This is a genomic window from Streptomyces sp. NPDC043853, from assembly GCF_056436025.1.
This window is the reverse complement of the sequence record NZ_JBWKDJ010000010.1, coordinates 241,956-265,199: the sequence shown is the minus strand read 5'-3', so window position 1 is coordinate 265,199 and position 23,244 is coordinate 241,956. Positions and strand designations below refer to the sequence as shown.

24 protein-coding genes are annotated in these 23,244 nt (G+C 71.7%); 7 read left to right on the top strand and 17 right to left on the bottom strand.

Annotated features, from left to right (window positions below):
• Positions 1 to 146: 146 nt before the first annotated feature.
• From cbiE to AC067U_RS25725, 5 genes are all read right to left on the bottom strand, one after another.
• Entirely contained in the window at positions 147 to 1,361 is a 1,215-nt protein-coding gene (cbiE, locus tag AC067U_RS25745; RefSeq protein WP_478832120.1) for a precorrin-6y C5,15-methyltransferase (decarboxylating) subunit CbiE, read from the bottom strand.
• A gap of 134 nt (positions 1,362 to 1,495) precedes the next feature.
• Positions 1,496 to 2,230 (bottom strand): GNAT family N-acetyltransferase, encoded by a 735-nt coding sequence (locus AC067U_RS25740; RefSeq protein WP_478832119.1) that lies wholly within the window; start codon positions 2,228 to 2,230, stop codon positions 1,496 to 1,498.
• Between the two features lie 78 nt (positions 2,231 to 2,308).
• Positions 2,309 to 3,172 (bottom strand): MetQ/NlpA family ABC transporter substrate-binding protein, encoded by an 864-nt coding sequence (locus AC067U_RS25735; protein ID WP_478832118.1) that lies wholly within the window; start codon positions 3,170 to 3,172, stop codon positions 2,309 to 2,311.
• 171 nt (positions 3,173 to 3,343) lie between these two features.
• The gene (locus tag AC067U_RS25730) at positions 3,344 to 4,030 is read right to left on the bottom strand and encodes a methionine ABC transporter permease (protein WP_478832117.1); all 687 of its coding nucleotides are present in this window, start codon (positions 4,028 to 4,030) and stop codon (positions 3,344 to 3,346) included.
• Positions 4,027 to 5,097: a methionine ABC transporter ATP-binding protein gene (locus AC067U_RS25725; RefSeq protein ID WP_478832116.1), complete on the bottom strand. Its 1,071-nt coding sequence runs from the start codon at positions 5,095 to 5,097 to the stop codon at positions 4,027 to 4,029. The genes AC067U_RS25730 and AC067U_RS25725 overlap by 4 nt, the downstream gene beginning before the upstream one ends.
• Before the next feature lie 502 nt (positions 5,098 to 5,599).
• Between AC067U_RS25725 and AC067U_RS25720 the strand changes: the two genes are divergently transcribed.
• Both AC067U_RS25720 and AC067U_RS25715 read left to right on the top strand, forming a co-directional pair.
• Positions 5,600 to 5,968: a hypothetical protein gene (locus AC067U_RS25720; RefSeq protein ID WP_478832115.1), complete on the top strand. Its 369-nt coding sequence runs from the start codon at positions 5,600 to 5,602 to the stop codon at positions 5,966 to 5,968.
• A gap of 142 nt (positions 5,969 to 6,110) precedes the next feature.
• Positions 6,111 to 6,524: a hypothetical protein gene (locus tag AC067U_RS25715; protein WP_478832168.1), complete on the top strand. Its 414-nt coding sequence runs from the start codon at positions 6,111 to 6,113 to the stop codon at positions 6,522 to 6,524.
• A gap of 72 nt (positions 6,525 to 6,596) precedes the next feature.
• On the opposite strand, the gene AC067U_RS25710 is transcribed toward AC067U_RS25715, so the two are convergent.
• The 3 genes from AC067U_RS25710 to AC067U_RS25700 form a co-directional block, all read right to left on the bottom strand.
• Positions 6,597 to 7,112 carry a GNAT family N-acetyltransferase gene (locus tag AC067U_RS25710; protein ID WP_478832114.1) on the bottom strand — a complete coding sequence of 172 codons (516 nt, stop codon included), beginning with the start codon at positions 7,110 to 7,112 and terminating at the stop codon, positions 6,597 to 6,599.
• Positions 7,113 to 7,149: 37 nt separating this feature from the next.
• The gene (locus AC067U_RS25705; protein WP_478832113.1) at positions 7,150 to 7,728 is read right to left on the bottom strand and encodes an RNA polymerase sigma factor; all 579 of its coding nucleotides are present in this window, start codon (positions 7,726 to 7,728) and stop codon (positions 7,150 to 7,152) included.
• 73 nt (positions 7,729 to 7,801) lie between these two features.
• On the bottom strand, positions 7,802 to 9,022 hold the full coding sequence (locus AC067U_RS25700; protein ID WP_478832112.1) for a glycerophosphodiester phosphodiesterase: 1,221 nt from the start codon (positions 9,020 to 9,022) through the stop codon (positions 7,802 to 7,804).
• A gap of 185 nt (positions 9,023 to 9,207) precedes the next feature.
• On the opposite strand from AC067U_RS25700, the gene AC067U_RS25695 reads away from it, so the two are divergent.
• Entirely contained in the window at positions 9,208 to 9,990 is a 783-nt protein-coding gene (locus AC067U_RS25695; RefSeq protein ID WP_478832111.1) for a lysophospholipid acyltransferase family protein, read from the top strand.
• A gap of 60 nt (positions 9,991 to 10,050) precedes the next feature.
• On the opposite strand, the gene AC067U_RS25690 is transcribed toward AC067U_RS25695, so the two are convergent.
• From AC067U_RS25690 to AC067U_RS25680, 3 genes are all read right to left on the bottom strand, one after another.
• Positions 10,051 to 11,526, bottom strand: a complete 1,476-nt coding sequence (locus AC067U_RS25690) for a membrane-associated oxidoreductase (protein ID WP_478832110.1) — start codon at positions 11,524 to 11,526, stop codon at positions 10,051 to 10,053.
• A gap of 79 nt (positions 11,527 to 11,605) precedes the next feature.
• Positions 11,606 to 13,150 carry an MFS transporter gene (locus tag AC067U_RS25685; protein ID WP_478832109.1) on the bottom strand — a complete coding sequence of 515 codons (1,545 nt, stop codon included), beginning with the start codon at positions 13,148 to 13,150 and terminating at the stop codon, positions 11,606 to 11,608.
• Positions 13,147 to 13,698 carry a TetR/AcrR family transcriptional regulator gene (locus AC067U_RS25680; protein WP_478832108.1) on the bottom strand — a complete coding sequence of 184 codons (552 nt, stop codon included), beginning with the start codon at positions 13,696 to 13,698 and terminating at the stop codon, positions 13,147 to 13,149. The genes AC067U_RS25685 and AC067U_RS25680 overlap by 4 nt, the downstream gene beginning before the upstream one ends.
• Before the next feature lie 119 nt (positions 13,699 to 13,817).
• On the opposite strand from AC067U_RS25680, the gene AC067U_RS25675 reads away from it, so the two are divergent.
• The gene (locus AC067U_RS25675; protein WP_478832107.1) at positions 13,818 to 14,327 is read left to right on the top strand and encodes an HAD domain-containing protein; all 510 of its coding nucleotides are present in this window, start codon (positions 13,818 to 13,820) and stop codon (positions 14,325 to 14,327) included.
• A gap of 107 nt (positions 14,328 to 14,434) precedes the next feature.
• Here the strand turns inward: AC067U_RS25675 and argH are convergent, their stop codons facing one another.
• A complete protein-coding gene (gene argH, locus AC067U_RS25670) occupies positions 14,435 to 15,862 on the bottom strand; it encodes an argininosuccinate lyase (protein ID WP_478832106.1) in 1,428 nt (475 codons plus the stop codon).
• A gap of 111 nt (positions 15,863 to 15,973) precedes the next feature.
• Positions 15,974 to 17,167 (bottom strand): argininosuccinate synthase, encoded by a 1,194-nt coding sequence (locus tag AC067U_RS25665; RefSeq protein WP_478832105.1) that lies wholly within the window; start codon positions 17,165 to 17,167, stop codon positions 15,974 to 15,976.
• A 388-nt stretch (positions 17,168 to 17,555) separates the two neighbouring features.
• Between AC067U_RS25665 and AC067U_RS25660 the strand changes: the two genes are divergently transcribed.
• The 3 genes from AC067U_RS25660 to AC067U_RS25650 all read left to right on the top strand — a co-directional run bounded on the left by AC067U_RS25660 (position 17,556) and on the right by AC067U_RS25650 (position 19,248).
• Positions 17,556 to 17,780 (top strand): hypothetical protein, encoded by a 225-nt coding sequence (locus AC067U_RS25660; protein ID WP_478832104.1) that lies wholly within the window; start codon positions 17,556 to 17,558, stop codon positions 17,778 to 17,780.
• A 145-nt stretch (positions 17,781 to 17,925) separates the two neighbouring features.
• Positions 17,926 to 18,504: a pyridoxamine 5'-phosphate oxidase family protein gene (locus AC067U_RS25655; protein WP_478832103.1), complete on the top strand. Its 579-nt coding sequence runs from the start codon at positions 17,926 to 17,928 to the stop codon at positions 18,502 to 18,504.
• Positions 18,505 to 18,564: 60 nt separating this feature from the next.
• The gene (locus AC067U_RS25650; protein WP_478832167.1) at positions 18,565 to 19,248 is read left to right on the top strand and encodes a L,D-transpeptidase family protein; all 684 of its coding nucleotides are present in this window, start codon (positions 18,565 to 18,567) and stop codon (positions 19,246 to 19,248) included.
• A gap of 47 nt (positions 19,249 to 19,295) precedes the next feature.
• Here AC067U_RS25650 and AC067U_RS25645 read toward each other — a convergent pair whose 3' ends face one another.
• Genes AC067U_RS25645 through argJ form a run of 4 tightly spaced genes read right to left on the bottom strand, consistent with a single transcriptional unit; the run spans position 19,296 to position 23,164 of the window.
• Positions 19,296 to 19,832 (bottom strand): arginine repressor, encoded by a 537-nt coding sequence (locus AC067U_RS25645; RefSeq protein ID WP_478832102.1) that lies wholly within the window; start codon positions 19,830 to 19,832, stop codon positions 19,296 to 19,298.
• 7 nt (positions 19,833 to 19,839) lie between these two features.
• Complete coding sequence (locus AC067U_RS25640) at positions 19,840 to 21,060, bottom strand: acetylornithine transaminase (protein WP_478832166.1); 1,221 nt, start codon at positions 21,058 to 21,060, stop codon at positions 19,840 to 19,842.
• Between the two features lie 14 nt (positions 21,061 to 21,074).
• Positions 21,075 to 21,992 (bottom strand): acetylglutamate kinase, encoded by a 918-nt coding sequence (gene argB / locus AC067U_RS25635; protein WP_478832101.1) that lies wholly within the window; start codon positions 21,990 to 21,992, stop codon positions 21,075 to 21,077.
• The gene (argJ, locus tag AC067U_RS25630) at positions 21,989 to 23,164 is read right to left on the bottom strand and encodes a bifunctional glutamate N-acetyltransferase/amino-acid acetyltransferase ArgJ (RefSeq protein WP_478832100.1); all 1,176 of its coding nucleotides are present in this window, start codon (positions 23,162 to 23,164) and stop codon (positions 21,989 to 21,991) included. Before argJ ends, argB begins: the two co-directional genes overlap by 4 nt.
• Positions 23,165 to 23,244: the final 80 nt, after the last annotated feature.

The window sequence follows — 23,244 nt, the reverse complement described above, 5'->3', positions numbered from 1 at the left end:
CCCGCCGCGGGCAACCACTAAGCATTGTCGCGCCCGTTCGCCGCGGTGGCGGCCATTACGACCCCGGTCCACTGTGGACTGCGCCACGTCAGCACATCACGCGTCTCCCGGTACGACGATCGGCCAGCCTACCCCGGGCGGCGTGGTCAGCGGGGCGCGGGGCGTACCGCTGCCAGCAGGAACACCACGGAACGGTCCTGTTCGTCCCAGGTGCGGGGGTCGAGGGCGACGGACTGGAGGAGTGAGCACTCGACCGTGTATCCGCGTTCGGTCAGGGCCCGTCCGAGGGCCTCGGCCTCGTCGCGGGTGGAGGCGTGGGTGACGATCCGTTCGGGGCGGCGGTCGGCGCAGGCGAGGACCACCGGGACGCCCCCGCCGCCGATGCGTACGACGTCCGGTTCGGGCAGGGATTCCAACACGTGCGGGGCGGTTCCGTGCACGGTCTGGAGCTGGACTCCGCGCGCGCGGGCGGCGGCAGTTGCCCGTTCGCAGGCGCGTGCGTCGGAGTCGATGGCGATGACGGCGGCGCCGAAGGCGGCCGCGTCCACGGCGAGGGCGCCGGATCCGGTGCCGATGTCCCAGAGCAGGTCGCCGATGCGCGGGCCGAGGCGGGCGAGCTGTGCCGCCCGCAGTGGGGCGGAGCCTCCCTCGGTGGCGTCGGGGTCGGGGTGGGCCCAGCCGCGGGGGGCGTCAGCGGCGCCGGATGCGGGCTGGCCGAACAGCCAGCCGGCTTCGTTGGCGCCGTGTCCGACCTGTCCGCCGCCGCCGATGACGATGACCACGTTGGGGTCGCGCCAGCTGTGGTCGGCGGCCTTGTCGGAGGTGAGGACGGTCACCTGTTCCCGGTCGGTGCCGAGTTCCTCGCAGATGACGAAGGTGCGGTGGACTCCGTCGAGGAGCAGGGCGAGTTCGGCGGGGCCGGCGCCGGGCGAGGTGAGGACGGCGACCTTGGTGTGGGCGCGGCAGACGTTGACGGCGCGGCGCAGGGTGCGCCGGTGGGCGACGACGACCTGGGCGTCGTCCCAGGGCATGCCGGCGCGGGCGAAGGCGGCGGCGACGAAGGAGACGGCGGGGACGACTTCGACTTCGAGGCCGTGTTCGGGTGCGCGGAGGGTCCGGACGATGCCGAAGAAGCCGGGGTCTCCGTCGGCGAGGACGACGGCGGTGCCGCGGTGGCCGGCGATGCGGCGGGCGGCGAGGCCCAGACTGCCGAGCCGGATGCGTTCGGCGGCGGGCGGAATCTCCGGCAGGGCCAGGTGGTGGGCGGCGCCGGCCACCAGGGTGGCGGCGGATAGCGCTGACCTGGCGGCCGCGGTGAGGGGCGAGCCGTCCCAGCCGATCACCGTGACCCGGTCGGCCATCGTCGTCAGTCTCCAGATCCTGGTGGGGTGGGAGTGTGGAGTGCGGTCCTGGAGCGCGGGTGGTCACATGGGACGCGGTCACAAGGGACGCGGTCACAAGGGACGCGGTCACATGAGACTACCCGGTGAGCGGATCAGTTCCAGTGCGTCGAGACGGCGTAGCCGCCCGCTTCGGCCGGATGGCCGTGGTAGCCCTCGTAGCCGTCGTGGCCGTCGAACTCGTCCAGGTCGTCGAGGTCCTCGGGGACCAGGCTCCAGACGATCAGGTCGGTGCGGACCTCGGCCCACTGGCCGTCGGCCGCCTGGGCGCGCACTATCCACGCGTTCCGCAGAACGCCTTCACTGATGCAACCGATCTTCTGGGCCACCTGCTGGGCGGCGGTGTTGTCGGCGGCGGTGCGCAGTTCGAGGCGTTCGAACCGCTGGTCCCGGAACAGCCAGTGGGCGACGGCGAGGACGGACTCGCTGGCGTAGCCCTCGCCGCGGGCCCAGGGCGCGGTGACGTAGCCGACCTCGGTGGTGCGGGCCCGCCAGTTGGTGTTCTGCAGGTGGACCGCGCCGACGAGTCTCTGGGTGAGGAACTCGGCGACGGCGAAGACGATGCCACGGCCCTCGGTGCGTTCGGCGTGGGCGTCGCGGGTGGCCCAGCGGCGGGCGTCGGCACGGGTGCAGGGGTGCGGGGCGCTGGTCCACGCGGTGACGAGTTCGTCGTTCATCATCTCGGCGAACGCGGCGACGTCGGCTTCCTCGAAGGGGCGCAGCACCAACCGGTCCGTGCTGATGGAGACGTCCGGGAAGGTGGTAGTCATGCGCAGCTCCATGGCGTGAGACAGCGTTGCGGGACCGTTTGGGCCGTAGAGGCACAGCATGCAGCATGCGCCGTGCGGTGTGCATGGCTGGGCCCCGCACCCCTGGCTCGTGGGGTGCGGGGCCGCCGGTCCGGTGGGTCAGGACTGCGGCTTGCCGAAGGCGGTGGTGACGGAGCCGGCGTACTTGTCCTCGATGAACTTCTTGACCTCGGGGGAGTTCAGGAGTGCGGCGAGCTTCACCACGCGCGGGTCGTTCTCGTTGCCCTTCTTCACGGCGAGGAAGTTGGCGTACGGGTTGCCCTCGGCCTTCTCCAGCGCCAGGGCCTGCTCCTTGGGCTTGAGGTCGGCCTCGATGGCGTAGTTGCCGTTGATCACCGCGGCGTCGACCTCATCGAGGGCGCGGGGCAGGGTGGCGGCCTCCAGCTCCTTGAACTTCAGGCCCTTGGCGTCGGTGATGTCGGAGAGCTTCGCGGTGGAGCCGACGCCCTGCTTGAGGGTGATCAGGTTGTTCTCGGCGAGCAGCTGGAGGGCGCGGCCCTCGTTGGTGTTGTCGTTGGGGACGGCGACGGTCTGGCCGGCCTTGAGCTCGGTGAGGGCCTTGGCCCTCTTGGAGTAGAGGCCGAGGGGCTCCAGGTGCACGTTGACGACGGGCACGATGTGGGTGCCGTTCTTGGCGTTGAAGTCGTCGAGGTAGGGCTTGTGCTGGAAGTAGTTGGCGCCGACCTGGCCGTCCTCGGTGGCCTTGTTGGGCAGGACGTAGTCGGTGAACACCTTGACGTCCAGCTTGAGGCCGGCCTTCTCGGCGAGGTTGTCCTTGACGAACTTCAGGATGTCGGCGTGCGGGGTGGGGGACGCCGCGACGACGAGCGGGGCGCTGGTGTCGATGCTGCCGTCGGCCTTCTTGGCGGAGGCCGGGTCGGAGGAGCTGCCGCAGGCGGTGAGGCCGAGGGCGAGTGCCGCGGTGGTGGCGGCGACGGCGGTGAGCTTGGTGTTCTTGCGCACGAAGAGTGCCTCTTTCTTGGGTGGTGCGGTCTACGCCCGAGCACGACAAGTGCGGGCTGTATGGGGGATGAGGACTGTGGTGCCGTCAGTCCCGGCGAGCCGGGGCAGTCAGGCAATCACGCGGCCCGCGGTCACGCGGTCACGCATGCAACCGCTGACGCATGCAACCGCTCAGGCCGTACGGCCGCGGCGGGCGAGCAGCCGCACCGCTCCGTCGCCGATCAGCTGGACGGCGGTGACGATCGCGATGAGGACGACGACGGTGGCGAGCATGAAATCGCCCTCGAAGCGCTGGTAGCCGTAGGTGATCGCGAGGCTGCCGAGGCCTTCGCCGCCGACGGCTCCGGCCAGGGCCGAGTAGCCGATGAGGGCGATGACGGTGGTGGTGAGTCCGGAAACCAGGGAGGGCAGGGCCTGCGGCAGCAGCACCTTCCACACGACGGTCGGAATGCCGCCGCCCATGGCCTGGGCGGCCTCGACGAGTCCGGGGTCCACCTCGCGGACGGCCGTCTCGACCAGGCGGGCGAAGAACGGGATGGCGCCGATGGACAGCGGCACGATCATGGCGGTGGGGCCGATGTAGGTGGGGATGCCGGTGAGGAGGCCGATCACCCACTTGGTGACCGGGATCAGCCAGATCAGCAGGATGATGAAGGGCAGCGAGCGGCCGATGTTCACGACCACGCCGAGGACCTTGTTGAAGGGACGGTTCTGCAGCAGGCCGCCCTTGTCGGTGAGGACCAGGAGCACGCCCAGCGGCAGGCCGCCGAGCACGGTGACCACGGCGGCCCACAGGACCATGTAGAGGGTGTCGTACGTGCCCTGGTTGAGCAGGGGCTGCATCTCCGACCAGGTCACTGGGCACCGTCCTTGACGAGCTCGGGGAACTCGGGGAGCTCGGCGAGCTCGGCGAGCTCGGTCTCCGCGTCGATCACGTCCACCTGGAGCCCCTGCTCGCGCAGGAAGCCCACCGGGACGACGTTGTCCTCGTAGCGGCCGGGCAGCTCGATGCGCATCCGGCCGATCTGCCGCCCGCCGATGGTGTCCATCGCCGCGCCGAGGATCGAGATGTCGATGTTGTAGGTCCGGGCCAGCTGGGAGATCACGGGCTGGGTCGCGCTGTCGCCGTGGAAGGTGACGTCGATGACCGTGTGCTCCTCGGTGGTGGCGGAGCCGCTCAGCGGGAAGAGCTCCCTGGCGAGTTCGGACCCGGGGGTGGCGAGCAGTTCGGAGACCCGGCCCGATTCCACGATGCGGCCCTTCTTCATCAGTGCGGCCGAGTCGCAGATGGTCTTGACCACGTCCATCTCGTGGGTGATGAGCAGGACCGTCAGGCCGAGCTGCCGGTTGAGGTCGCGCAGCAGTTGGAGGATGGAGCGGGTGGTCTCGGGGTCCAGGGCGCTGGTGGCCTCGTCGGAGAGGAGCACCTTGGGGTCGCCGGCCAGGGCGCGGGCAATGCCGACGCGCTGCTTCTGGCCGCCGGAGAGCTGGGCGGGGTAGGCCTTGGCCTTGTCGGCGAGACCGACCAGGTCGAGGAGTTCGAGGGCCTTGCGGGACCGCTCACGGCCGGAGACGCCGAGGATCTCCAGGGGCAGTTCGACGTTGGCCTGCACGGTCCGCGAGGACAGCAGGTTGAAGTGCTGGAAGACCATGCCGATACGGCTGCGCGCCTCGCGGAGCTCCTTGCCGGCGCGGCGGCCGCGGCCGGCCAGTGCGGTGAGGTCGACGCCGTCGACGGTCACGGTGCCCGTGGTGGGGCGCTCCAGCAGGTTGACGCAGCGGATGAGGGAGGACTTGCCGGCGCCGCTCTGGCCGATGACTCCGTATACCTCGCCCTCGCGGACGTGCAGGTCGATGCCGTCCAGGGCGGTGACCTCGCGGCCACGGGACTGGTAGACCTTCGTGAGGCCCGATGTGGTGATCACAGGATTTCCGTCGCTGTCGAGTGCGCGGCGCGGACGGGCGGCCGGCACGGGGGCGAATCATCTGGGGGGACGCGGGCAGGAGCCGTCCAAGATCCGGACAGGCTCGGCCGTGGTCTCGCTTCGGGGCGCGAGGCGCGTGGGAGAAAGGCCCTCAGAAGGCGCACATTCGACACATACAACGAGCACCGGGCGTCATCATCGCCTCGGTCGCAAGGGTGCGGTTGCTCGTCGTGGTCATGGGCCCCAGTAAAGCAGAACCCTTCGCTGACCGATCAACGATGTCCGGATAGCGGACGGATCTCGGCCGCATTCCGGACACCTAGGGCGCAGCCACCCTGCCCTCCGACCCCCGGTCCCCGGCCGTGACCTGCGCGGACAGTGCCGGAACGGCCCGTACGGCGGGGTCGGCGCGACACTGGCCACCGGGGCGGGTTGTGGTCAAGACCACTGCCCGCACAGGGGTGCGCGCAGCCGTTCCCCGGGCCCGTAATACGCTCGCTGCATGCTCGACGCCCTCACGATCGCCCTCGGCGTGGCCGCACTGGCCCTCGCCGGGTGGTGCGGCTTCGCCGCCTACCGGAACCAGCCGACCAAGGACTGGCACTTCATCGGCATGGCCGTGGTGACCGTGCTGGCCCTGGCGCAGCTCGCGGTCGGACTGGTCAGGCTGGCGCAGGGCGAGAAGCCCGACGAGGGCGGGGTGATCTTCGTCGCCTACCTCCTCGGCGCGTTCGCGGCGGTCCCGGCGGCCGGGATGCTCTCGCTGTCCGAGCGCACCAAGTGGGGGTCGGTGACCGTGGCCGCGGGCGCGGTGGTCCTGGCCGTCCTCGAAGTACGGCTCCACGACATCTGGGGAGGCACCGGTGCCTGACACGACCGCGACCCCGCAGGACGGGCAGGCGCCGGACCGGCAGGCGCCGGACGGACGGACACCGGACGGACAGACACCGGACGCGCGGACACCAGACGGACAGACACCGGACGCGCGGACACCTGACGCGCCGACACCGAACGTGCGGGCGCAGTCGGGTGGCGAACGGCCGGCCCACCTGGTGTCCGGGCCGGGCCTGCTGCTGGTCTGGCTGTACGGGGTGATGGTGGTGGGCGCGCTGTCGCGCTCGGTCTACCAGATCGCCACCGAGTACGACCGGGCGCCGCTGGCCTACACGCTGTCGGCGGCCGCCGCCCTGGTGTACGCGTTCATCACGTACTCGCTGGTGCGCGGAGGGGAGACCGCCCGCAGGGCGGCCCTGGTGTGCTGCGCCGCCGAGCTGGCGGGCGTACTGACCGTGGGCACCTGGACGCTGCTGCGGCCGGAGGCGTTCCCCGACGCGACCGTGTGGTCGGACTTCGGGATGGGCTACCTCTTCATCCCGGTGATCCTGCCGGTCACCGGGATGCTGTGGCTGCGCCGGGCGCGCGGCTGAGGGGCCGGCCCACGACGGGCCGACCCCTCCTCTCTTCCCGGTACTGTTCCCGGGCCGGTCCCGGTCCTGCCGTTACGCGCTGACGGCGTAGTCGGCGGCGTCGGCCGCGTCCTTGGCCTCCTTCTCCAGGATGACCAGTTCGATGCCGTCGGAGGCGGTGCGGCCGCCGACCGCCACGTACCCGGCGTTGCGGTACATGCGCAGGTTGGACTCGCTCTTGCGGCCGGTGTGCAGCCGGAAGCGGGCGGCCTTGGCGGTGCCGGCCAGGGACTCCTCCATGGCGCGCAGCAGGCGGGCGCCCAGGCCGTGGCCCTGCAGGCGCGGGTGGACGCAGAGCTTGGCGATGCTGCCGGTGCCGCTCTCGTCGGTGCGGCCGCGGACCGCCCCCACCACCTCGTCCCCGAGCCTGGCCACGAGGACGGTGTCCGAGGCCAGCTCCGCCTTCAGCGATTCGAAGGACTGCGTGAGGGGCTGGATGCGGTAGTTGCCGTACAGCTCGGCCTCGCTCTGGAACGCGAGGTACTGGAGCTTGAAGATCTGCTCCGCGTCCTCTGCGGCCGCCGACGAAATGGTCACGCTCATGCCCATGTGCGCATGCCTCCGCTCACCCTGATGGCCCGTTGTTCTACGGCTCCCTTCCCCACAGGCCGGGTGCCGCAACCTCTGCAGCCAGCATTCTGCGCAGACATCCCAGGCAACGGGAACGTATGGGCCCCAAACTTCCTTGTGAGATACCCAACTCTCCTGCGATTTCACGGTAGGTGAGGTCTCTTGGCGATAGAAGTGCCCGAATGAGCTCCGGACAGCGTCCGGGCAATCGGGCGACGGCCGTTCGGAGAGCGATCCCCGCCTCCCGGCCGAGCAGCTCCTCCTCCGGGGCGGTGCGGACGGCCGGCGCGCCGCCGTACGCGTCCTGGCTGGGCGGCACCTCGTGGCACGGGACCTCGCGGCGGGCGCGGCGGCGGGCGCGGCGGGCCTCGGCGCGCACGGCGCGGCGCAGCCAGCGGGCGGGTTCCGGCGGCCGGGCCGGGCCGTGTTCCAGGAGGCGTACCCAGACCGCCTGTTCGATGTCGGCCGGGTCCACGCCCGCGGCCGGGGCTTCCGCCGCCGCCTCCGCGGAGAGCAGCGGGCCGAGTTCCCTCACCAGGTCCGCCTGGCCGTGGCGGGCGGACCGCTGCGCCAGTTTCACCTTCACCGGGTTCATGCCCGGCGGGACGCGGCGGGCGCGGCCGGTGGTTTCCCCGCCGGCCGCGCCCCACTCGTACGGGAGGATCCGGCTACCGGTTGACGGGGCGGCGGCCGGGGCGGAAGTCCTCGGCGGCGAGCAGCGCGGTGTCCGGGTTGTCGCTGAAGATGCCGTCGATGCCCTGCTCGAAGTAGGTCCGGTAGGCGCCGAACGCGTCGCCGTAGGCGGCCGGGTCGGTGCCCTTGCGGAAGTCGGCGGGCAGGAAGTTGTTCTCGTTGCGGCCGGTCCACGGGTGCAGCACCAGGCCGTGGGCGTGGGCGTCGCGGACCAGCGTGGTCGGGGTGCCGAGCTTCCCGGCGGCGTCCCTGGGGATGACCAGGTCCAGGGTGGGGCCGATGCCCTGGGCGAAGCCGGCGATCCACTTCAGGCCCTCGGGCTTGACCAGGTCGGCGACCGTGCGCGGGTCCCCGGCCTGTTCGAAGTCCCAGGGGCGGGTGTTCGGCTGGGAGAGCAGCACCACTCGGGGCGCGGAGACCAGCCGGGACAGGCGCTGGATGCTGGAGGGCTCGAAGGACTGCAGGAAGGTGGCCGAGTCGTGGCGGTCGCGGCCGTAGCGGCGCAGCAGCCGGGCCAGCGGCTCCTCCAGACCGAGCCCCAGGGAGCGGAAGTAGCTGGGGTGCTTGGTCTCGACGTGCAGCCAGATCTGCCGGTCGCGGCGGCGGCCCTCCCGGTTGGCCCAGCGCAGCACCTCCTCGAAGGTGGGCACGGGCCAGCGGCCGTCGTAGAGGGTGTTGCGGGGGCGGAGGGCGGGGATGCGCTCCTTCGCCCGCAGGGTCTTCAGCTCGGCCAGGGTGAAGTCCTCGGTGAACCAGCCGGTCACCGAGACTCCGTCGACGGTCTTGGTGGTGCGGCGGGAGGCGAACTCCCGGCGGTCGGCGACGTCCGTGGTGCCGCCGATCTCGTTCTCGTGCCGGCACACCAGGTGGCCGTCGCGGGTCGGGACCAGGTCCTGCTCGATGACGTCGGCGCCGAGGTCCAGGGCGAGCTGGTAGGAGCCCATGGTGTGCTCCGGGCGGTAGCCGCTGGCACCCCGATGGCCGATCACCGTGGGGTACGGCAGGTCCCGGTAGCCACCCCCGCCGGTGCGGCCGCCCGGTCCGGCCGCTCCGGCCGCTCCGCCCTCTCCGGCCGTTCCGCCGTCGGCCGGTCCCTCCGCGTGCGCCGTGCCCGCGCCGAGCCCCAGCGCGCCGCTGCCCGCGGCGAGCACCGCCGCCCCCAGTACCGTGCGCCGTGCCGCCCCGCCCTGTGTCATCGTCGTCTCCCGGTCTTCCTTGGCTGCCTGTGGTCCTCGGGTGCCGGGATCACCGGCCATCCACCGGGACCCTCCGGCCCGAATCGGCGCCGCGATCGTAGGCAGCGGGGCGTGTCGAAGGGGCCACCCCCGCCGGAACATGGCGGAAACGTGCGTCAACACGACGTATCCATCTCGTGAACCCGATGTGCGCGGTCGCGGAGCCCGCGAGTATCGTCCACACCTGCACTGCCGCACCCGCACCACTGCCGGAGCGCGCGGTGCGCACCCGCCTGTCGATGCCGGAGGGCACACCGTTGTTGCGTACCAGGTTCCTGAAAGCCACCGTCGGCTCCGTCCTGCGCATGATGTTCCGCATCCGCGTGGAGGGGGCCGAGCAGATCCCCGGCAGCGGTCCGGTCATCCTCGCGGGCAACCACCTGACCTTCATCGACTCCATGATCCTGCCGCTGGTGTGCGACCGCACGGTGCACTTCATCGGCAAGGACGAGTACGTGACCGGCAAGGGGATCAAGGGCCGGCTGATGGCCTGGTTCTTCACCGGCGCGGGCATGATCCCGGTCGACCGGGACGGCGCCAACGGCGGCGTCGCCGCGCTGATGACCGGCCGCCGGGTGCTGGAGGAGGGCCGGATCTTCGGCATCTACCCGGAGGGCACCCGCTCCCCCGACGGCCGCCTGTACCGCGGCCGCACCGGCATCGCCCGGCTCACCCTGATGACGGGCGCCCCGGTGGTCCCGTTCGCGATGGTCGGCACCGACAAGCTGCAGCCGGGCGGCGCGGGCATGCCGCGTCCGGGCCGGGTCACGGTCCGCTTCGGCGAGCCGATGGAGTTCTCCCGCTACGAGGGCATGGACCGCGACCGCTACGTGCTGCGCGCGGTCACCGACTCGGTGATGGCCGAGGTCATGCGCCTCTCCGGCCAGGAGTACGTCGACATGTACGCGACCAAGGCGAAGGCGGCCTGAGCCGCGCCTCATGTCCTGCCGCGCAGTGCCGTGCCCCGGGGTGTGTGCCCCGGGGCACGGTCATGAGCGGCGCAGGGAGCGGCTGACGCCGGCCGCCGTGGTGGTCGCCAGGATCCAGCCGGTGACGATCAGCAGGTAGGACAGCCACTGCTGCCAGCCCGAGGGGGCGAAGGCCTGCTCCTGGCCGAATCCGATGATCGGCAGCATCAGGTCCAGGGTGTAGAAGACCGGGTTGAAGTCGGGGGCCTCCCCCGCCTTCAGCGGGCGCGGGTGCTCCACCGCGAAGGCGACGGTGCCGATGAGCAGCAGCGCGAAGAGCCAGCCGGCCGCCCGCAGGGGCCGGAATCCGTAGCCGACGGTGGTGTCCTGGAGCAGTCCCCAGAGGCGGGCGTGCCGGGGCAGGGTGTGGCGGTGTCCACGGAGCTTGGCGAGCTGGACGGTGCGCGCGGCCGCCTCGTCCCCGACCGTGCGGTAGGCGGTGGCGAGCTGCTCGTAGGAGTACGGGGAGTACCCGTCCTCCTCGCGTTCCAGCAGCGGCAGCCGTTCCTCGGCGGGCAGGGTGGGGTGCAGCACCCGGTACGTCAGGCCGTCCATGCGGACCACGGCCGGCCACACCTCGGGTTCGGCGTAGAGCATGTCCAGCTGGCTCCGGCGCAGGTTGACGATGCCCTCGATCGGCTGGCACTTGCGCAGCCAGAGCTCGGCGATGACGGCGCTGCTGGCGCGCAGGGCCACCCCGTCGGGATTGGAGAGCCTGGCACGGGTGAGGTTGAGCTGGCAGGGGACCCGGGCGCCGGTGAGGTTCACCATGCCCTGGGCCTCCAGCCGGTGGCCGCGCAGGTCGGTGCCGACGGAGAGGGTCTCGGCTTCCAGGGCCATGCCGCCGGGGTTCAGCAGCCTGGCCCGGTCGAGGCTGATCTGGCCGGCGACGTTGGCACCGGTGATGCGGAGCGGGCCGTGGACCGTGAGGCCGCCCGCGATGATGTCCGTTCCTATGTCCGCGTGGTTGAGCTGGAGCGGGGGCTCGTCGGCCTCGTCGGGCTCGACCGAGCGGTGGATCACCGTGTCCTTGAGGAACAGGCCGCCGGCGATCCGGGCACCCGCCAGCCGGACCGGGCCGTTGATCGTGCAGTTGGACAGCCGGAGCACCACCTCCACCCGGAGGTTCGCGGCGGTCAGGCCGGGGAGGGTGGAGTCGCCGAGCACCAGCGCCTTCAGTTGTGCGCCGTACATCAGGGGCTTGCGTTCGAACCAGCAGCCGCGCAGCCGCACGGGGTGGTCGACGACGGCGTACTTGAGGTCGAGTTTGCCGGTGACGCGGGCGCCGTAGACCTTCAGCCCGGCGACCTGGCCCTCCTCGGCCCGGCCGCTGACCAGCAGGGCCCGCAGCACGTCGGCGCGCACGGTGCGCTCCGGGCCCCAGGAGGCACCGTCGGCGGAGTTCTCGTCGGGACCCTCGCGGAAGTCGACGCCCTCGCCGCGCGTGAAGGCGTCCCGGATGCGGCGCTCGGCCGGGGTCAGATCGGTGGTCTCCATCGCGGGGATGGTGTCGCGTCCGTGATCATGATGTCAACCACGGGCGCGCACCGTCCCCTTGGTGGCGGCACCGGCTCCCTCAGTGCTCGACGCCGTCCTGGAGCTTCTGTCCGCGGAGCAGGAACCAGGCGGCGACGGCGGTCGCGAGCAGGACCAGCGAGCCGACGCCGGAGGCGAGGCGGAGGCCGTCGGTGAAGGCCGCCTGCGCGGCGTCCACCATGGCGGTGCCGGTGGCGGGGTCCAGGGCGTGCGCGGCCTCGACGGCCCCGCCCAGTGACTCGTGGGCGGCCGCCGCGGCCTGGGCCGGGACGCCCGCCGGGGCGGTGAAGCCCTGGTAGACGCCGGTCACGATGGAGCCGAGCAGGGCGATGCCGAGGGCGGCGCCGAGTTCGTACGCGGTCTCGGAGACGGCGGAGGCCGAACCGGCCTGCTCCTTGGGCACGCTGGAGAGGATCACGTCGGCGGTGACGGTGAAGGAGAAGCCGGCGCCGAGGCCGACGGCCAGCAGGGCCACGCCGAGCAGCGGGTAGCCGGTCTCCTTGTGCACCAGGGTGAGCACGCCGAGGGCCAGGCCGATGGCGGCGAGGCCGCCGGCGACGACCCCGCGCACGGAGTACTTCCGGGCGTACTGTCCGGCGATCAGACCGGTGACCACGGCGCCGATGGCGGCGGGCAGTTCGGCCAGGCCGGCCTCGAACGGCTCCCGCCCCTGGACCAGTTGCAGGAACTGGGAGAGGAAGAAGACCAGCCCGGAGAGGCCGAAGACGGTCAGCAGGTCGGCGAGGACGGCCCCGGAGAAACCCCGGTGCCGGAACAGCCGCATGTCGAGCAGGGGTGAGGCGAGGGTGAACTGGCGCCGTACGAAGGCGTACAGGGCGGCCGCACCGATGACCGCGGCGGACCAGACCTCCCAGGTCGGTCCGTGCGTGGCGGCTTCCTTGATCGCGTATACGACGCCGATGACGCCGACCAGCGAGAGGGCGACGCTGACCAGGTCCCAGGGGCCGGCGACCGGATTCTTCGACTCGGGCAGCAGCTTGATGCCGACGAGGACGAGGACGGCCATCACGGGGAGGTTGATCAGGAAGACCGAGCCCCAGTAGAAGTGCTGGAGCAGGAACCCGCCGATGACGGGGCCGACTGCGGCACCGGCGGAGGCGGTGGCGCCCCAGATGCCGATGGCGAGGCTGCGCTCCTTGGGGTCGTGGAAGATGTTGCGGATCAGCGCCAGGGTGGAGGGCATCAGGGTCGCGCCGGCGACGCCGAGCAGCGCCCGGGCCACGATCATCATCTCGGGGCTGGTCGCGTACGCGTTGAGGACGGACACGGCGCCGAAGGCGGTGGCGCCGGTGAGCAGCAGCTTCTTCCGGCCGATCCGGTCACCGAGGGAGCCCATGGAGACGAGCAGGCCGGCGATGACGAAGGAATAGATGTCGCCTATCCAGAGCAGCTGGCTACCGGACGGCTGGAGGTCCTCGGAGAGCGCGGGCGTGGCGAGGCCGAGGACGGTCGCGTCCACGGCGACCAGCAGCACCGCGAGCACGAGTACGGACAGGGCCAGCCAGCGTCCGGGGCTCTTGACCTCCGTTCCGCTCGGGCTGGTCAGTGCTTGGGTCCCGGTCATTTCTCCACACTCCGTCGGGCGCCACCGAGCAACAGCTCGATGATCATGTACTGGAAGTCCTTGGCCGCGACCCGGCCGTCCATGACGGCCCAGGCGCAGGTTCCGATGAGGCCGTAGAGGGCCTCGGTGAGCCATGCGGGGCTCAGGTCGATGCGGATGTCGCCTTCTGCCTGGCCCCGTTTGAACAGGGCGGACACCCGTGCGTCGAGCCGGGCCCAGCCCTCGTTGACCTGGTCGCCCTCGAACAGCTGGTTCTCGGTGACGAGGAAGGCGAGCAGCTGGGCGTTGGGCTCGGACTCGGCGACGAGCCGGCGCAGCGCGTCGACGGCGGAGCCGTCCTCCAGCCGCGCCCGGTCGAAGGCACCCTCGAACTCCCGGATGCCGAGGTCCTCCAGCGCGCGGACGAGGGCGTCGCGGCCGGCGAAGTGCCGGTGCAGGGTCGCCCGGCCGATGCCGGCGGCCTTCGCCACCTCGTCCATCGTGGCGGTCGACTTGCGGGAGAGCAGGGCGGCGGCAGCGCGCAGCACCTGGTCACGATCCATGGCCATGAGACAAGCATACCTCGAATGAGACGTTGATGTCTCATTCGAGGCAGTGATGACCCACGGTGTGCGTGGAACCGAGAAAACCAGCTGCCCGGAGCCGGGCGGAGAGGAACCCTGAGGCGATGAAGCCACTGCTGCTGATCGACGTCGACGGCCCGCTGAACCCGTACGCGGCCAAGCCGGAGCGCCGACCCGAGGGCTACACCACCCACCGCATGCGCCCCACCGGCTGGACCGGGGCGGAGAGCGCCAAGCCCCTGCGCGTCTGGCTCAACCACGGCCACGGCGCGGAGCTGCTCGCACTGGCGGACGTATACGACCTGGTGTGGGCCACGACCTGGAAGGACGAGGCCAATGACTGGATAAGCCCGCACCTGGGCCTGCCCCGGCTCCCCTACATCGACTGGCCGCAGATGCACGGCCGCGCCCCGGCCGGGACCTTCTGGAAGACGCAGTACGTCCTCGAATACGCCGGCGCCCGCCCCTTCGCCTGGATCGACGACGACATCACGGCCGCGGACCGCGAGTACGTCGAGCGGCACCACCTCGCGCACGCCCTGCTGATGCGCGTCGACGAGCGGATCGGCCTGACCCGGGCCGACTTCGACGCGCTGGCGGCCTGGGCGGCGTAGCGAGGCGGGGTGCGGGATCCGAGACTGGACGCACCGAGGGGGCGGCCGGGGCCCGTCCGCCCCGGCCGCCCCCTCGGGGGTCTGTCGGTGTTACTGCCTGCGCAGCGTCACTGCTTGTGCTGGGCCCAGGCGTGCTGGATCACCAGGTCCGCCTTGAGCTCGTTGAGCTGGACGGCGACCGCCGAGGGGGCGGTGCCGCCGCGGCCGTTGCGGGAGGCCAGCGCGCCGGGCACGTTGAGGACCGTGCGGACCTCGGGGGTGAGGTGCTCGGAGATCTTCGCGAACTGGTCGTCGGTGAGGCCGTCGAGCTCCTTGCCCTCCGACTCGGCGACCTTCACGCACTCGCCGGCCACCTCGTGCGCCACCCGGAACGGCACGCCCTGCTTGACCAGCCACTCCGCGATGTCCGTGGCGAGGGAGAAGCCGGCCGGGGCGAGCTCCTCCATCCGCTCCCGGTTGACCGTGAGGGTGGCCATCATTCCGGTGAAGGCCGGAAGGAGCACCTCAAGGGTGTCGCAGGAGTCGAAGACCGGCTCCTTGTCCTCCTGGAGGTCCCGGTTGTAGGCGAGCGGGAGCGCCTTGAGGGTGGCGAGCAGGCCGGTCAGGTTGCCGATCAGACGGCCCGACTTGCCGCGGGCGAGCTCGGCGATGTCCGGGTTCTTCTTCTGCGGCATGATCGAGGAGCCGGTGGAGAACGCGTCGTGGAGCGTCACGAAGGAGAACTCCTTCGTGTTCCAGATGATGATCTCCTCGGCGATCCGGGACAGGTTGATCCCGATCATGGCCGTGACGAAGGCGAACTCGGCGACGAAGTCGCGCGAGGCCGTGCCGTCGATGGAGTTGCCGGCCGAGCCCCGCTCGAAGCCCAGGTCGGCGGCGACCGCCTCCGGGTCCAGGCCCAGCGAGGAACCGGCCAGGGCGCCCGAGCCGTACGGGGAGACGGCCGTGCGGGTGTCCCACTGCCGCAGCCGTTCCGCGTCCCGCGAGAACGCCTGGACGTGGGCCAGCACGTGGTGGGCGAAGAGCACCGGCTGGGCGTGCTGGAGGTGGGTCCGGCCCGGCATGGCCACGTCCGGGTGGGCGTCGGCGAGGCCGACCAGCGCGTCCTGCAGGTCGGCGATCAGGCCGCCGATGATCCGGGCGTGGTCCCGCAGGTACATCCGGAAGAGGGTGGCGACCTGGTCGTTCCGGGACCGGCCGGCCCGCAGCTTGCCCCCCAGGTCGGGGCCGAGCCGCTCCAGCAGGCCGCGCTCCAGCGCGGTGTGCACGTCCTCGTCGGCGATGGTGCCGGTGAAGGAGCCGTCGGCCACGTCCGCCTCGAGCGCGTCCAGGCCCGCGATCATGCGGTCCAGCTCGTCGGCGGTCAGCAGGCCGGCCTTGTGCAGCACGCGGGCGTGCGCTCGGGAGCCGGCGATGTCGTACGGCGCCAGCCGCCAGTCGAAGTGGACGGAGGCGGAAAGCTTCGCGAGGGCCTCGGCCGGGCCGTCGGCGAACCGGCCGCCCCAGAGCCGGACGTCACCGTTGTTGCTGCTCACTGCTGATGCTCCTTGAGGACTGCTTCCAGTACGCGACGGCCTCCCCGCGCGGAGGTAACGGGGAGGCGGTCGCCGGGGTTACGGCGTGCTGCCGGTCTCAGCCGACGGGTCTCAGCCGAGGTCGCGCTTGGCGGCGATCTTCGCGGAGAGGGCGAAGATGTCGATGAAGCCCTGCGCCTTGGACTGGTCGAAGGTGTCGCCCGTGTCGTAGGTGGCGAGGTTGAAGTCGTACAGCGACTCCTCGGACTTCCGGCCGGTGACCGTGGCGCGGCCGCCGTGCAGGGTCATCCGGATGTCGCCGGTGACGTGCTGGTTGGCCTCGTTGATGAAGCCGTCCAGGGCGCGCTTGAGCGGGGAGAACCACAGGCCGTCGTAGACGAGCTCGCCCCAGCGCTGCTCGACCTGCCGCTTGTAGCGGGCCAGCTCGCGCTCGACGGTGACGTTCTCCAGCTCCTGGTGGGCGGTGATCAGCGCGATCGCGCCCGGGGCCTCGTACACCTCGCGGGACTTGATGCCGACCAGGCGGTCCTCGACCATGTCGATCCGGCCGATGCCCTGGGCGCCGGCGCGCTCGTTGAGCTGCTGGATGGCCTGGAGCACGGTGACGGGCTTGCCGTCGATGGCGACCGGGACGCCCTCCTTGAAGGAGATGACGACCTCGTCGGGCTCACGCGAGAGGGCCGGGTTCGAGGTGTACTCGTAGATGTCCTCGATCGGCGCGTTCCAGATGTCTTCCAGGAAGCCCGTCTCGATGGCCCGCCCGAAGACGTTCTGGTCGATGGAGTACGGGGACTTCTTGGTGGTGGCGATCGGGAGCTGCTTCTCCTCGCAGAAGGCGATCGCCTTGTCCCGGGTCATCGCGTAGTCGCGGACCGGGGCGATGCACTTCAGGTCCGGGCCGAGCGCCTGGATGCCGGCCTCGAAGCGGACCTGGTCGTTGCCCTTGCCGGTGCAGCCGTGGGCGACGACGGAGGCGTTGTGCTTCTTGGCGGCGGCGACGAGGTGCTTGACGATCGCGGGCCGGGAGAGCGCGGAGACCAGCGGGTAGCGGTCCATGTACAGGGCGTTGGCCTTGATCGCCGGGAGGCAGTACTCGTTGGCGAACTCGTCCTTGGCGTCCGCGACCTCGGCCTCGACGGCACCGCAGGCGAGCGCGCGCTTGCGGATGACGTCCAGGTCCTCGCCGCCCTGGCCGACGTCCACGGCAACGGCGATGACCTCGGCGCCCGTCTCCTCGGCGATCCAGCCGATGGCGACGGAGGTGTCCAGGCCGCCCGAGTAGGCGAGTACGACGCGCTCGGTCACGGGTTTCTCCTTACGGTGCATTCACTGACAGGCATAACTATGCATGACTCCGTATGTTTCGTCAATCGAGCCGTGCCGGGCTTTGTCAAGATCCGCGCGCGGGCCTCGTTCCCGGCCCTGCTGCCAGAATGCGCCTCGTGGCCCCTGCCCGCCCGCGAGCAGGCAAGGGGCGGGACATACGGGCGCGCAGGGCGGAGTCGGGCGCCCGGCATCGGTACGGGTCGCAGGGAGGCGACATCGAAGCCGGTACACGGCCGGAGGGGCGGGTCGCGCGCGCGGGGGGGCAGCCGGGCGGCGGCTCGGCGGGGAACTGCCGAAGCGGCTTCCGGACCTCGCCGACCCCCACGCGTGGATCGCACTGGACGCCGGCGTACGGAGCCTGCCCCGGATGCCGGACCGGGAGCTGGAGGCGCGGCCGGAGACCGCGCTGTGCCGCCCCGACGGCCGGATCCGGCAGCGCGCCCTCGCCGCGACCCAGACCGACCGCGCACTGCTGCCCCTGGTCGTCATCCGGTGCGCCGACTGGGTGGCCCCCGTCCGGGAACGGGCCCGGCGGATCCTGTCGGCGGCGCTGCGGCGGACCCCGTGGGCACCGTGCGGGCGGCCGCGGTAAGCGGGCTTCGTCATCTCGACGCGGCGCGGCTGCCCGACGTATGGCCCCTGGGACGAAGGGGAACTGGCACTGCGGGCCGGCCGGATCGGCCTGGCACGCTGAAACCCCCGCTCCACACCGATCATGACGGGCCGATAATCCCTTCATGGGAAAAACCTACGAACGCATAGACGGACGGCTGCGGGAGTTCATCGAGGCCCAGCCGGTGTTCTTCCACGCGACCGCTCCGCTCTCCGGCGACGGACACGTCAACCTCTCCCCCAAGGGCCGGGCGGGCACCCTGGTGGTCATCGACGAACAGACCCTCGCCTACCTGGACTTCGGCGGGAGCACCGCCGAGACCATCGCCCACCTGCGCGAGAACGGCCGGATCACCCTCATGTGGTGCGCCTTCTCCGGGCCTCCGAAGATCCTCCGGGTGCACGGCGAGGGCGAGGCCGTGTTCCGTGACGACCCCCGATGGGGCGAGCTGATCGGTCTGTTCGGGGACGCCGACGGGCCGGCCCTGCGCGCGGTGATCCTGGTGCGCGCCACGCGCGTCTCCGACAGCTGCGGCTACGCCGTGCCGCTCATGGACTACCAGGAGGAGCGCACCCTGCACGCCGACTACTTCGCCCGGAAGACGGACGACGAGTTCGCCGCGTACTGCGAGAAGAAGGACATGGGCCACTCCATCGACGGCCTGCCTTCCCTGCCCCTGCCCCTGCCTCCGCGTAGCGTCTGACGTGTGATCGGATCAGCCCTCGCCGCGCTGCTCGGCCTCGCCCTCGTCACCGTCCCGCCCCTGCCCGCCGTACCGCCGCCGGGCCCGCCCGTGCCGCCGCTCCCGCCGCCGCGGTCCGCGCCGCTGCCCGCCCGGATGGCCGACACCGGCGGCGGCAGCCAGCTGATCACCGCCGTCGCGCCCGCCCCGGGCTCGACCACGGGAAGGGTCACCTGGTGGGACCGGCACGCCGGCCACTGGTTCGAGGCGGGCAGCGCGGAGGCCCGGTTCGGGAAGAACGGGCTGGCCGAGGGGGCCGCCCGGCAGCAGGGCACCAGCACCACCCCGACCGGGCTGTACGACCTCCCGTACGCCTTCGGGATCCGGCGCGCCCCGGTCGGCACCCACGTCCGGTACCGGCCGGTGACCCCGGACTCCTGGTGGTGCCAGGACAACGGCTCGTCCGCGTACAACCGCTGGGTGGAGCAGCTGCCCGCGGACTGCCGGCCCGGCGAGGCCGAGCACCTGGTGACGTACGCGGCCCAGTACGCGCACGCCCTGGTCATCGGCTTCAACTACGCGCAGCCGGTGCGGAACCGGGGCGCGGGCATCTTCCTGCACGTCAACGGCAAGGGGGCGACGGCCGGCTGCGTGTCGGTGCCGGAGCGGGCGATGCGGGCCATCCTGCGCTGGGCGGACCCGCGGCGTCGCCCGCACATCGCGGTGGGCACGGAAACGGGCCCCCTCTCCGTCACCCGCTATTAGCAGGTGACGGAGCGGGAGCCCGGGATGCGGATCGGCTCTCCCGCCGTTCAGCTCTCCTTCTGCGCCAGGCGCAGCATGTGGTCGGCCAGGGCCTGGCCGCCGGCCGGGTCGCGGCTGATCAGCATCAGCGTGTCGTCGCCGGCGATCGTGCCGAGGACGGCGTGCAGTTCGGCCTGGTCGATGGCGGAGGCCAGGAACTGGGCCGCCCCCGGCGGGGTGCGCAGGACCACCAGGTTCGCCGAGGCCTCCGCGGAGATCAGCAGTTCCCCGGAGAGACGGCGCATCCGCTCCTCCTTGGCGGATTCGCCGAGCGGTGCCTGCGGGGTACGGAAACCGCCCTCGCTGGGCACTGCGTAGATCAGCTCGCCGCCGGTGTTGCGGATCTTCACCGCACCCAGTTCGTCGAGGTCCCGGCTGAGCGTCGCCTGGGTGACGCTCAGGCCGTCGTCCGCGAGCAGCTTGGCCAGCTGGCTCTGGGAGCGCACCGGCTGCCGGTTGAGGATGTCCACGATCCGGCGGTGCCGGGCGGTACGGGTCTGCGGAACCGAGGGCCCGACCTGGTCGTTGTCCTGCGCCTGGCTCATCGTCGTCTCATTCTCCGGATCGTCCGTCCCCGCCTGCCGCGTCCAGGATGCCGGGCAGCGCCTCGACGAACGCGTCCACCTCGGCCTCCGACACGACGAACGGGGGCATCAGCCGTACGACGTCGGGGGCGGGCGCGTTGACCAGGAAGCCGGCCTCCTGAGCCGCCTGCTGCACCTGCGCGGCGAGCGGCTCGGTCAGCACGATACCCAGCAGCAGGCCGGCTCCGCGGACGTGGGAGACCAGCCGGTGGCCCGTCCCCTCGATCCCGGCCCGCAGCCGCTCGCCCCGGTTCTTGACCCGGTCGAGCAGCCCCTCGGAGGCGATGGTGTCGATCACGGCGAGGCCGGCGGCACAGGCCACCGGGTTCCCGCCGAAGGTGGTGCCGTGCTGGCCGGGCTGGAGCAGCGCGGCCGCGTCCCCGAAGGCGACGGCGGCGCCGATCGGAAGGCCGCCGCCCAGTCCCTTCGCCAGCGTGACGATGTCGGGCTCGACCCCGTGGTGGGCCTGGTGCTCGAACCACTGGCCGCAGCGGCCGATGCCGGTCTGCACCTCGTCGAGCACGAGCAGGGTGCCGGTGGCTCGGGTGATCTCGCGGGCGGCCTCCAGGTAGCCGGCGGGCGGCACCACGACACCGTTCTCGCCCTGCACGGGCTCGATGACGACCAGGGCCGTCTCCTCGGTGACGGCGGCCCGGAGGGCCTCCGCGTCGCCGTAGGGGACGTGGGTGACCTCGCCGGGCAGGGGCAGGAAGGGCTCCTGCTTCTTCGGCTGGCCGGTGAGCGCGAGGGCGCCCATGGTCCGGCCGTGGAAGCCGCCGTCGGTGGCCACCATGTGGCTCCGGCCGGTCAGTCGGCCGATCTTGAAGGCGGCCTCGACGGCCTCCGCGCCGGAGTTGCAGAAGAAGACCCTGCCCTCGCGGCCGAACAGCTCCAGGAGCCGCTCGCCAAGGGCGAGGACGGGCTCGGAGGCGAACAGGTTGGAGACGTGGCCCAGGGTGGTGATCTGCCGGGTCACGGCCTCCACCACGGCCGGGTGGGCGTGGCCGAGGGCGTTGACGGCGATGCCGCCGACGAAGTCCGTGTACTGCTTGCCGTCGGCGTCCCAGACCTGGGCGCCCTCGCCTCGGACGAGCGCGACGGCGGGGGTGCCGTAGTTGTTGGTCAGCGCCTTCTGCCAGCGTGCGCTGAACTCCTGGTTGCCGCCGGTGCTGCCGGTGGTGCCGGTGATGTTGGTGGTGCCGGTCACTGTCCTCCCCCTCCGTTCCCGTCCGGCACGACCATCGTGCCGATTCCCTCGTCCGTGAAGATCTCCAGCAGGATCGAGTGCTGGACCCGCCCGTCGATCACGCGGGCCGTGCGCACGCCGTTGCGGACGGCGTGCAGGCAGCCCTCCATCTTCGGCACCATGCCGCTGGACAGCTCGGGCAGCAGCTTCTCCAGCTCGCTCGCGGTGAGCTGGCTGATGACCTCGTCGCTGTTCGGCCAGTCCGCGTAGAGGCCCTCGACGTCGGTGAGGACCATCAGGGTCTCGGCCCCGAGGGCGGCGGCGAGCGCGGCCGCGGCGGTGTCGGCGTTGATGTTGAAGACGCCGGTGTCGCCCGGGTCCGCGCTGCGCGCGACGGAGGAGATGACCGGGATCCGGCCGTCCGCCAGCAGCGCCTCGATCGCCCCGGTCTCTATGGTCGTGATCTCGCCGACCCGGCCGATGTCGACGAGCTCGCCGTCGATCTCGGGCGTGTGCCGGGTCGCGGTGATGGTGTGCGCGTCCTCGCCGGTCATGCCGACGGCGAGCGGCCCGTGCTGGTTGAGCAGGCCGACCAGTTCCCGCTGGACCTGGCCCGCCAGGACCATCCGTACGACGCTCATGGCCTCGTCGGTGGTGACCCGCAGGCCCGCCTTGAACTCGCTGACCAGGCCGTGCCGGTCCAGCTGGGCGTTGATCTGCGGGCCGCCGCCGTGCACCACGACGGGCTTGAGGCCGGCGTGCCGCAGGAAGACCACGTCCTGGGCGAAGGCGGCCTTCAGCTCCTCGTTGACCATGGCGTTGCCGCCGAACTTGATCACGACGGTCTTGCCGTGGTGGCGGGTGAGCCACGGCAGGGCCTCGATCAGGGTCTGGGCCTTGGGGAGCGCGGTGTGCTTCCGCGCGGTGCCGGTCATGAGGAGTACGCGCTGTTCTCGTGGACGTACTCGGACGTCAGGTCGTTGGTCCAGATGACCGCGGAGGCGGAGCCTGCGTTCAGGTCGGCGGTGATGACGACCTCGCGGTCCTTCATGGAGACCAGTTCGCGGTCCTCGCCGACCGCGCCGTTCTTGCACACCCAGACGCCGTTGATGGCGACGCCCAGCCGGTCGGGGTCGAAGGAGGCGGAGGTGGTGCCGATCGCGGCCAGTACCCGGCCCCAGTTCGGGTCCTCGCCGTGGATGGCGCACTTGAGGAGGTTGTTCCGGGCGATGGTCCGGCCGACCTCCACGGCTTCGTCCTCGGAGGCGGCACCGGTGACCTCGATGCGGATGTCCTTGCTCGCGCCCTCGGCGTCGCCGATCAGCTGACGGGCCAGGTCGTCGCAGACGGTCCGGACGGCCTCGGCGAACTCGCCGGCCGCGGGGACCGTGCCGGAGGCGCCGGAAGCGAGCAGCAGGACGGTGTCGTTGGTGGACATGCAGCCGTCGGAGTCCACCCGGTCGAAGGTGGTCCGGGTGGCGGCCCGCAGCGCGGTGTCGAGCGCGGCGCTGTCCAGGTCGGCGTCGGTGGTGAGGACGACCAGCATGGTGGCCAGGCCGGGGGCGAGCATGCCCGCGCCCTTGGCCATGCCGCCGACGGTCCAGCCGTCCCGGGTGACCACGGCCGTCTTGTGCACGGTGTCGGTGGTCTTGATGGCGATGGCGGCGGCCTCGCCGCCGTCCGCGGAGAGCGCGTCCGCGGCGGTGCCGACCCCGGGGAGCAGCTTGTCCATCGGGAGCAGGACGCCGATCAGGCCGGTGGAGGCGACCGCGATCTCGCCGGCGTTGTGCTCGGCGCCGCCGATGCCCTTGTCGTTGAGGACGGCCGCGACCTTCTCGGCGGTGGCGTGGGTGTCCTGGAAGCCCTTGGGGCCGGTGCAGGCGTTGGCGCCGCCGGAGTTGAGGATCACGGCGCTGACCGCGCCGCCGCGCAGGACCTGCTCGGACCACTGGACCGGAGCGGCCTTGACGCGGTTGGAGGTGAAGACGCCCGCCGCGGCCAGACGCGGCCCGTTGTTGACCACGAGGGCCAGGTCCGGGTTTCCGTTGGCCTTGATCCCGGCCGCGATGCCCGCGGCCGTGAATCCCTGTGCTGCCGTGACACTCACTGCATCTCCTCGTTCGCTCCGCCGCGGGAGCGGCTGATGTCGCTGTCGCCCGCGCGGCGCACCGGCGCGGCCGTCGTCGT

What these genes read in the sequence shown, in the direction of transcription:
- cbiE (WP_478832120.1), bottom strand. Translation starts at nt 1,361, where the DNA reads ATGGCCGACCGGGTCACGGTGATCGGCTGGGACGGCTCGCCCCTCACC.
- AC067U_RS25740 (WP_478832119.1), bottom strand. Translation starts at nt 2,230, where the DNA reads ATGCTGTGCCTCTACGGCCCAAACGGTCCCGCAACGCTGTCTCACGCC.
- AC067U_RS25720 (WP_478832115.1), top strand. Translation starts at nt 5,600, where the DNA reads ATGCTCGACGCCCTCACGATCGCCCTCGGCGTGGCCGCACTGGCCCTC.
- AC067U_RS25710 (WP_478832114.1), bottom strand. Translation starts at nt 7,112, where the DNA reads ATGGGCATGAGCGTGACCATTTCGTCGGCGGCCGCAGAGGACGCGGAG.
- AC067U_RS25705 (WP_478832113.1), bottom strand. Translation starts at nt 7,728, where the DNA reads ATGAACCCGGTGAAGGTGAAACTGGCGCAGCGGTCCGCCCGCCACGGC.
- AC067U_RS25700 (WP_478832112.1), bottom strand. Translation starts at nt 9,022, where the DNA reads ATGACACAGGGCGGGGCGGCACGGCGCACGGTACTGGGGGCGGCGGTG.
- AC067U_RS25695 (WP_478832111.1), top strand. Translation starts at nt 9,208, where the DNA reads ATGTGCGCGGTCGCGGAGCCCGCGAGTATCGTCCACACCTGCACTGCC.
- AC067U_RS25690 (WP_478832110.1), bottom strand. Translation starts at nt 11,526, where the DNA reads ATGGAGACCACCGATCTGACCCCGGCCGAGCGCCGCATCCGGGACGCC.
- AC067U_RS25685 (WP_478832109.1), bottom strand. Translation starts at nt 13,150, where the DNA reads ATGACCGGGACCCAAGCACTGACCAGCCCGAGCGGAACGGAGGTCAAG.
- AC067U_RS25680 (WP_478832108.1), bottom strand. Translation starts at nt 13,698, where the DNA reads ATGGCCATGGATCGTGACCAGGTGCTGCGCGCTGCCGCCGCCCTGCTC.
- AC067U_RS25675 (WP_478832107.1), top strand. Translation starts at nt 13,818, where the DNA reads ATGAAGCCACTGCTGCTGATCGACGTCGACGGCCCGCTGAACCCGTAC.
- AC067U_RS25660 (WP_478832104.1), top strand. Translation starts at nt 17,556, where the DNA reads ATGCCGGACCGGGAGCTGGAGGCGCGGCCGGAGACCGCGCTGTGCCGC.
- AC067U_RS25655 (WP_478832103.1), top strand. Translation starts at nt 17,926, where the DNA reads ATGGGAAAAACCTACGAACGCATAGACGGACGGCTGCGGGAGTTCATC.
- AC067U_RS25645 (WP_478832102.1), bottom strand. Translation starts at nt 19,832, where the DNA reads ATGAGCCAGGCGCAGGACAACGACCAGGTCGGGCCCTCGGTTCCGCAG.
- argB (WP_478832101.1), bottom strand. Translation starts at nt 21,992, where the DNA reads ATGACCGGCACCGCGCGGAAGCACACCGCGCTCCCCAAGGCCCAGACC.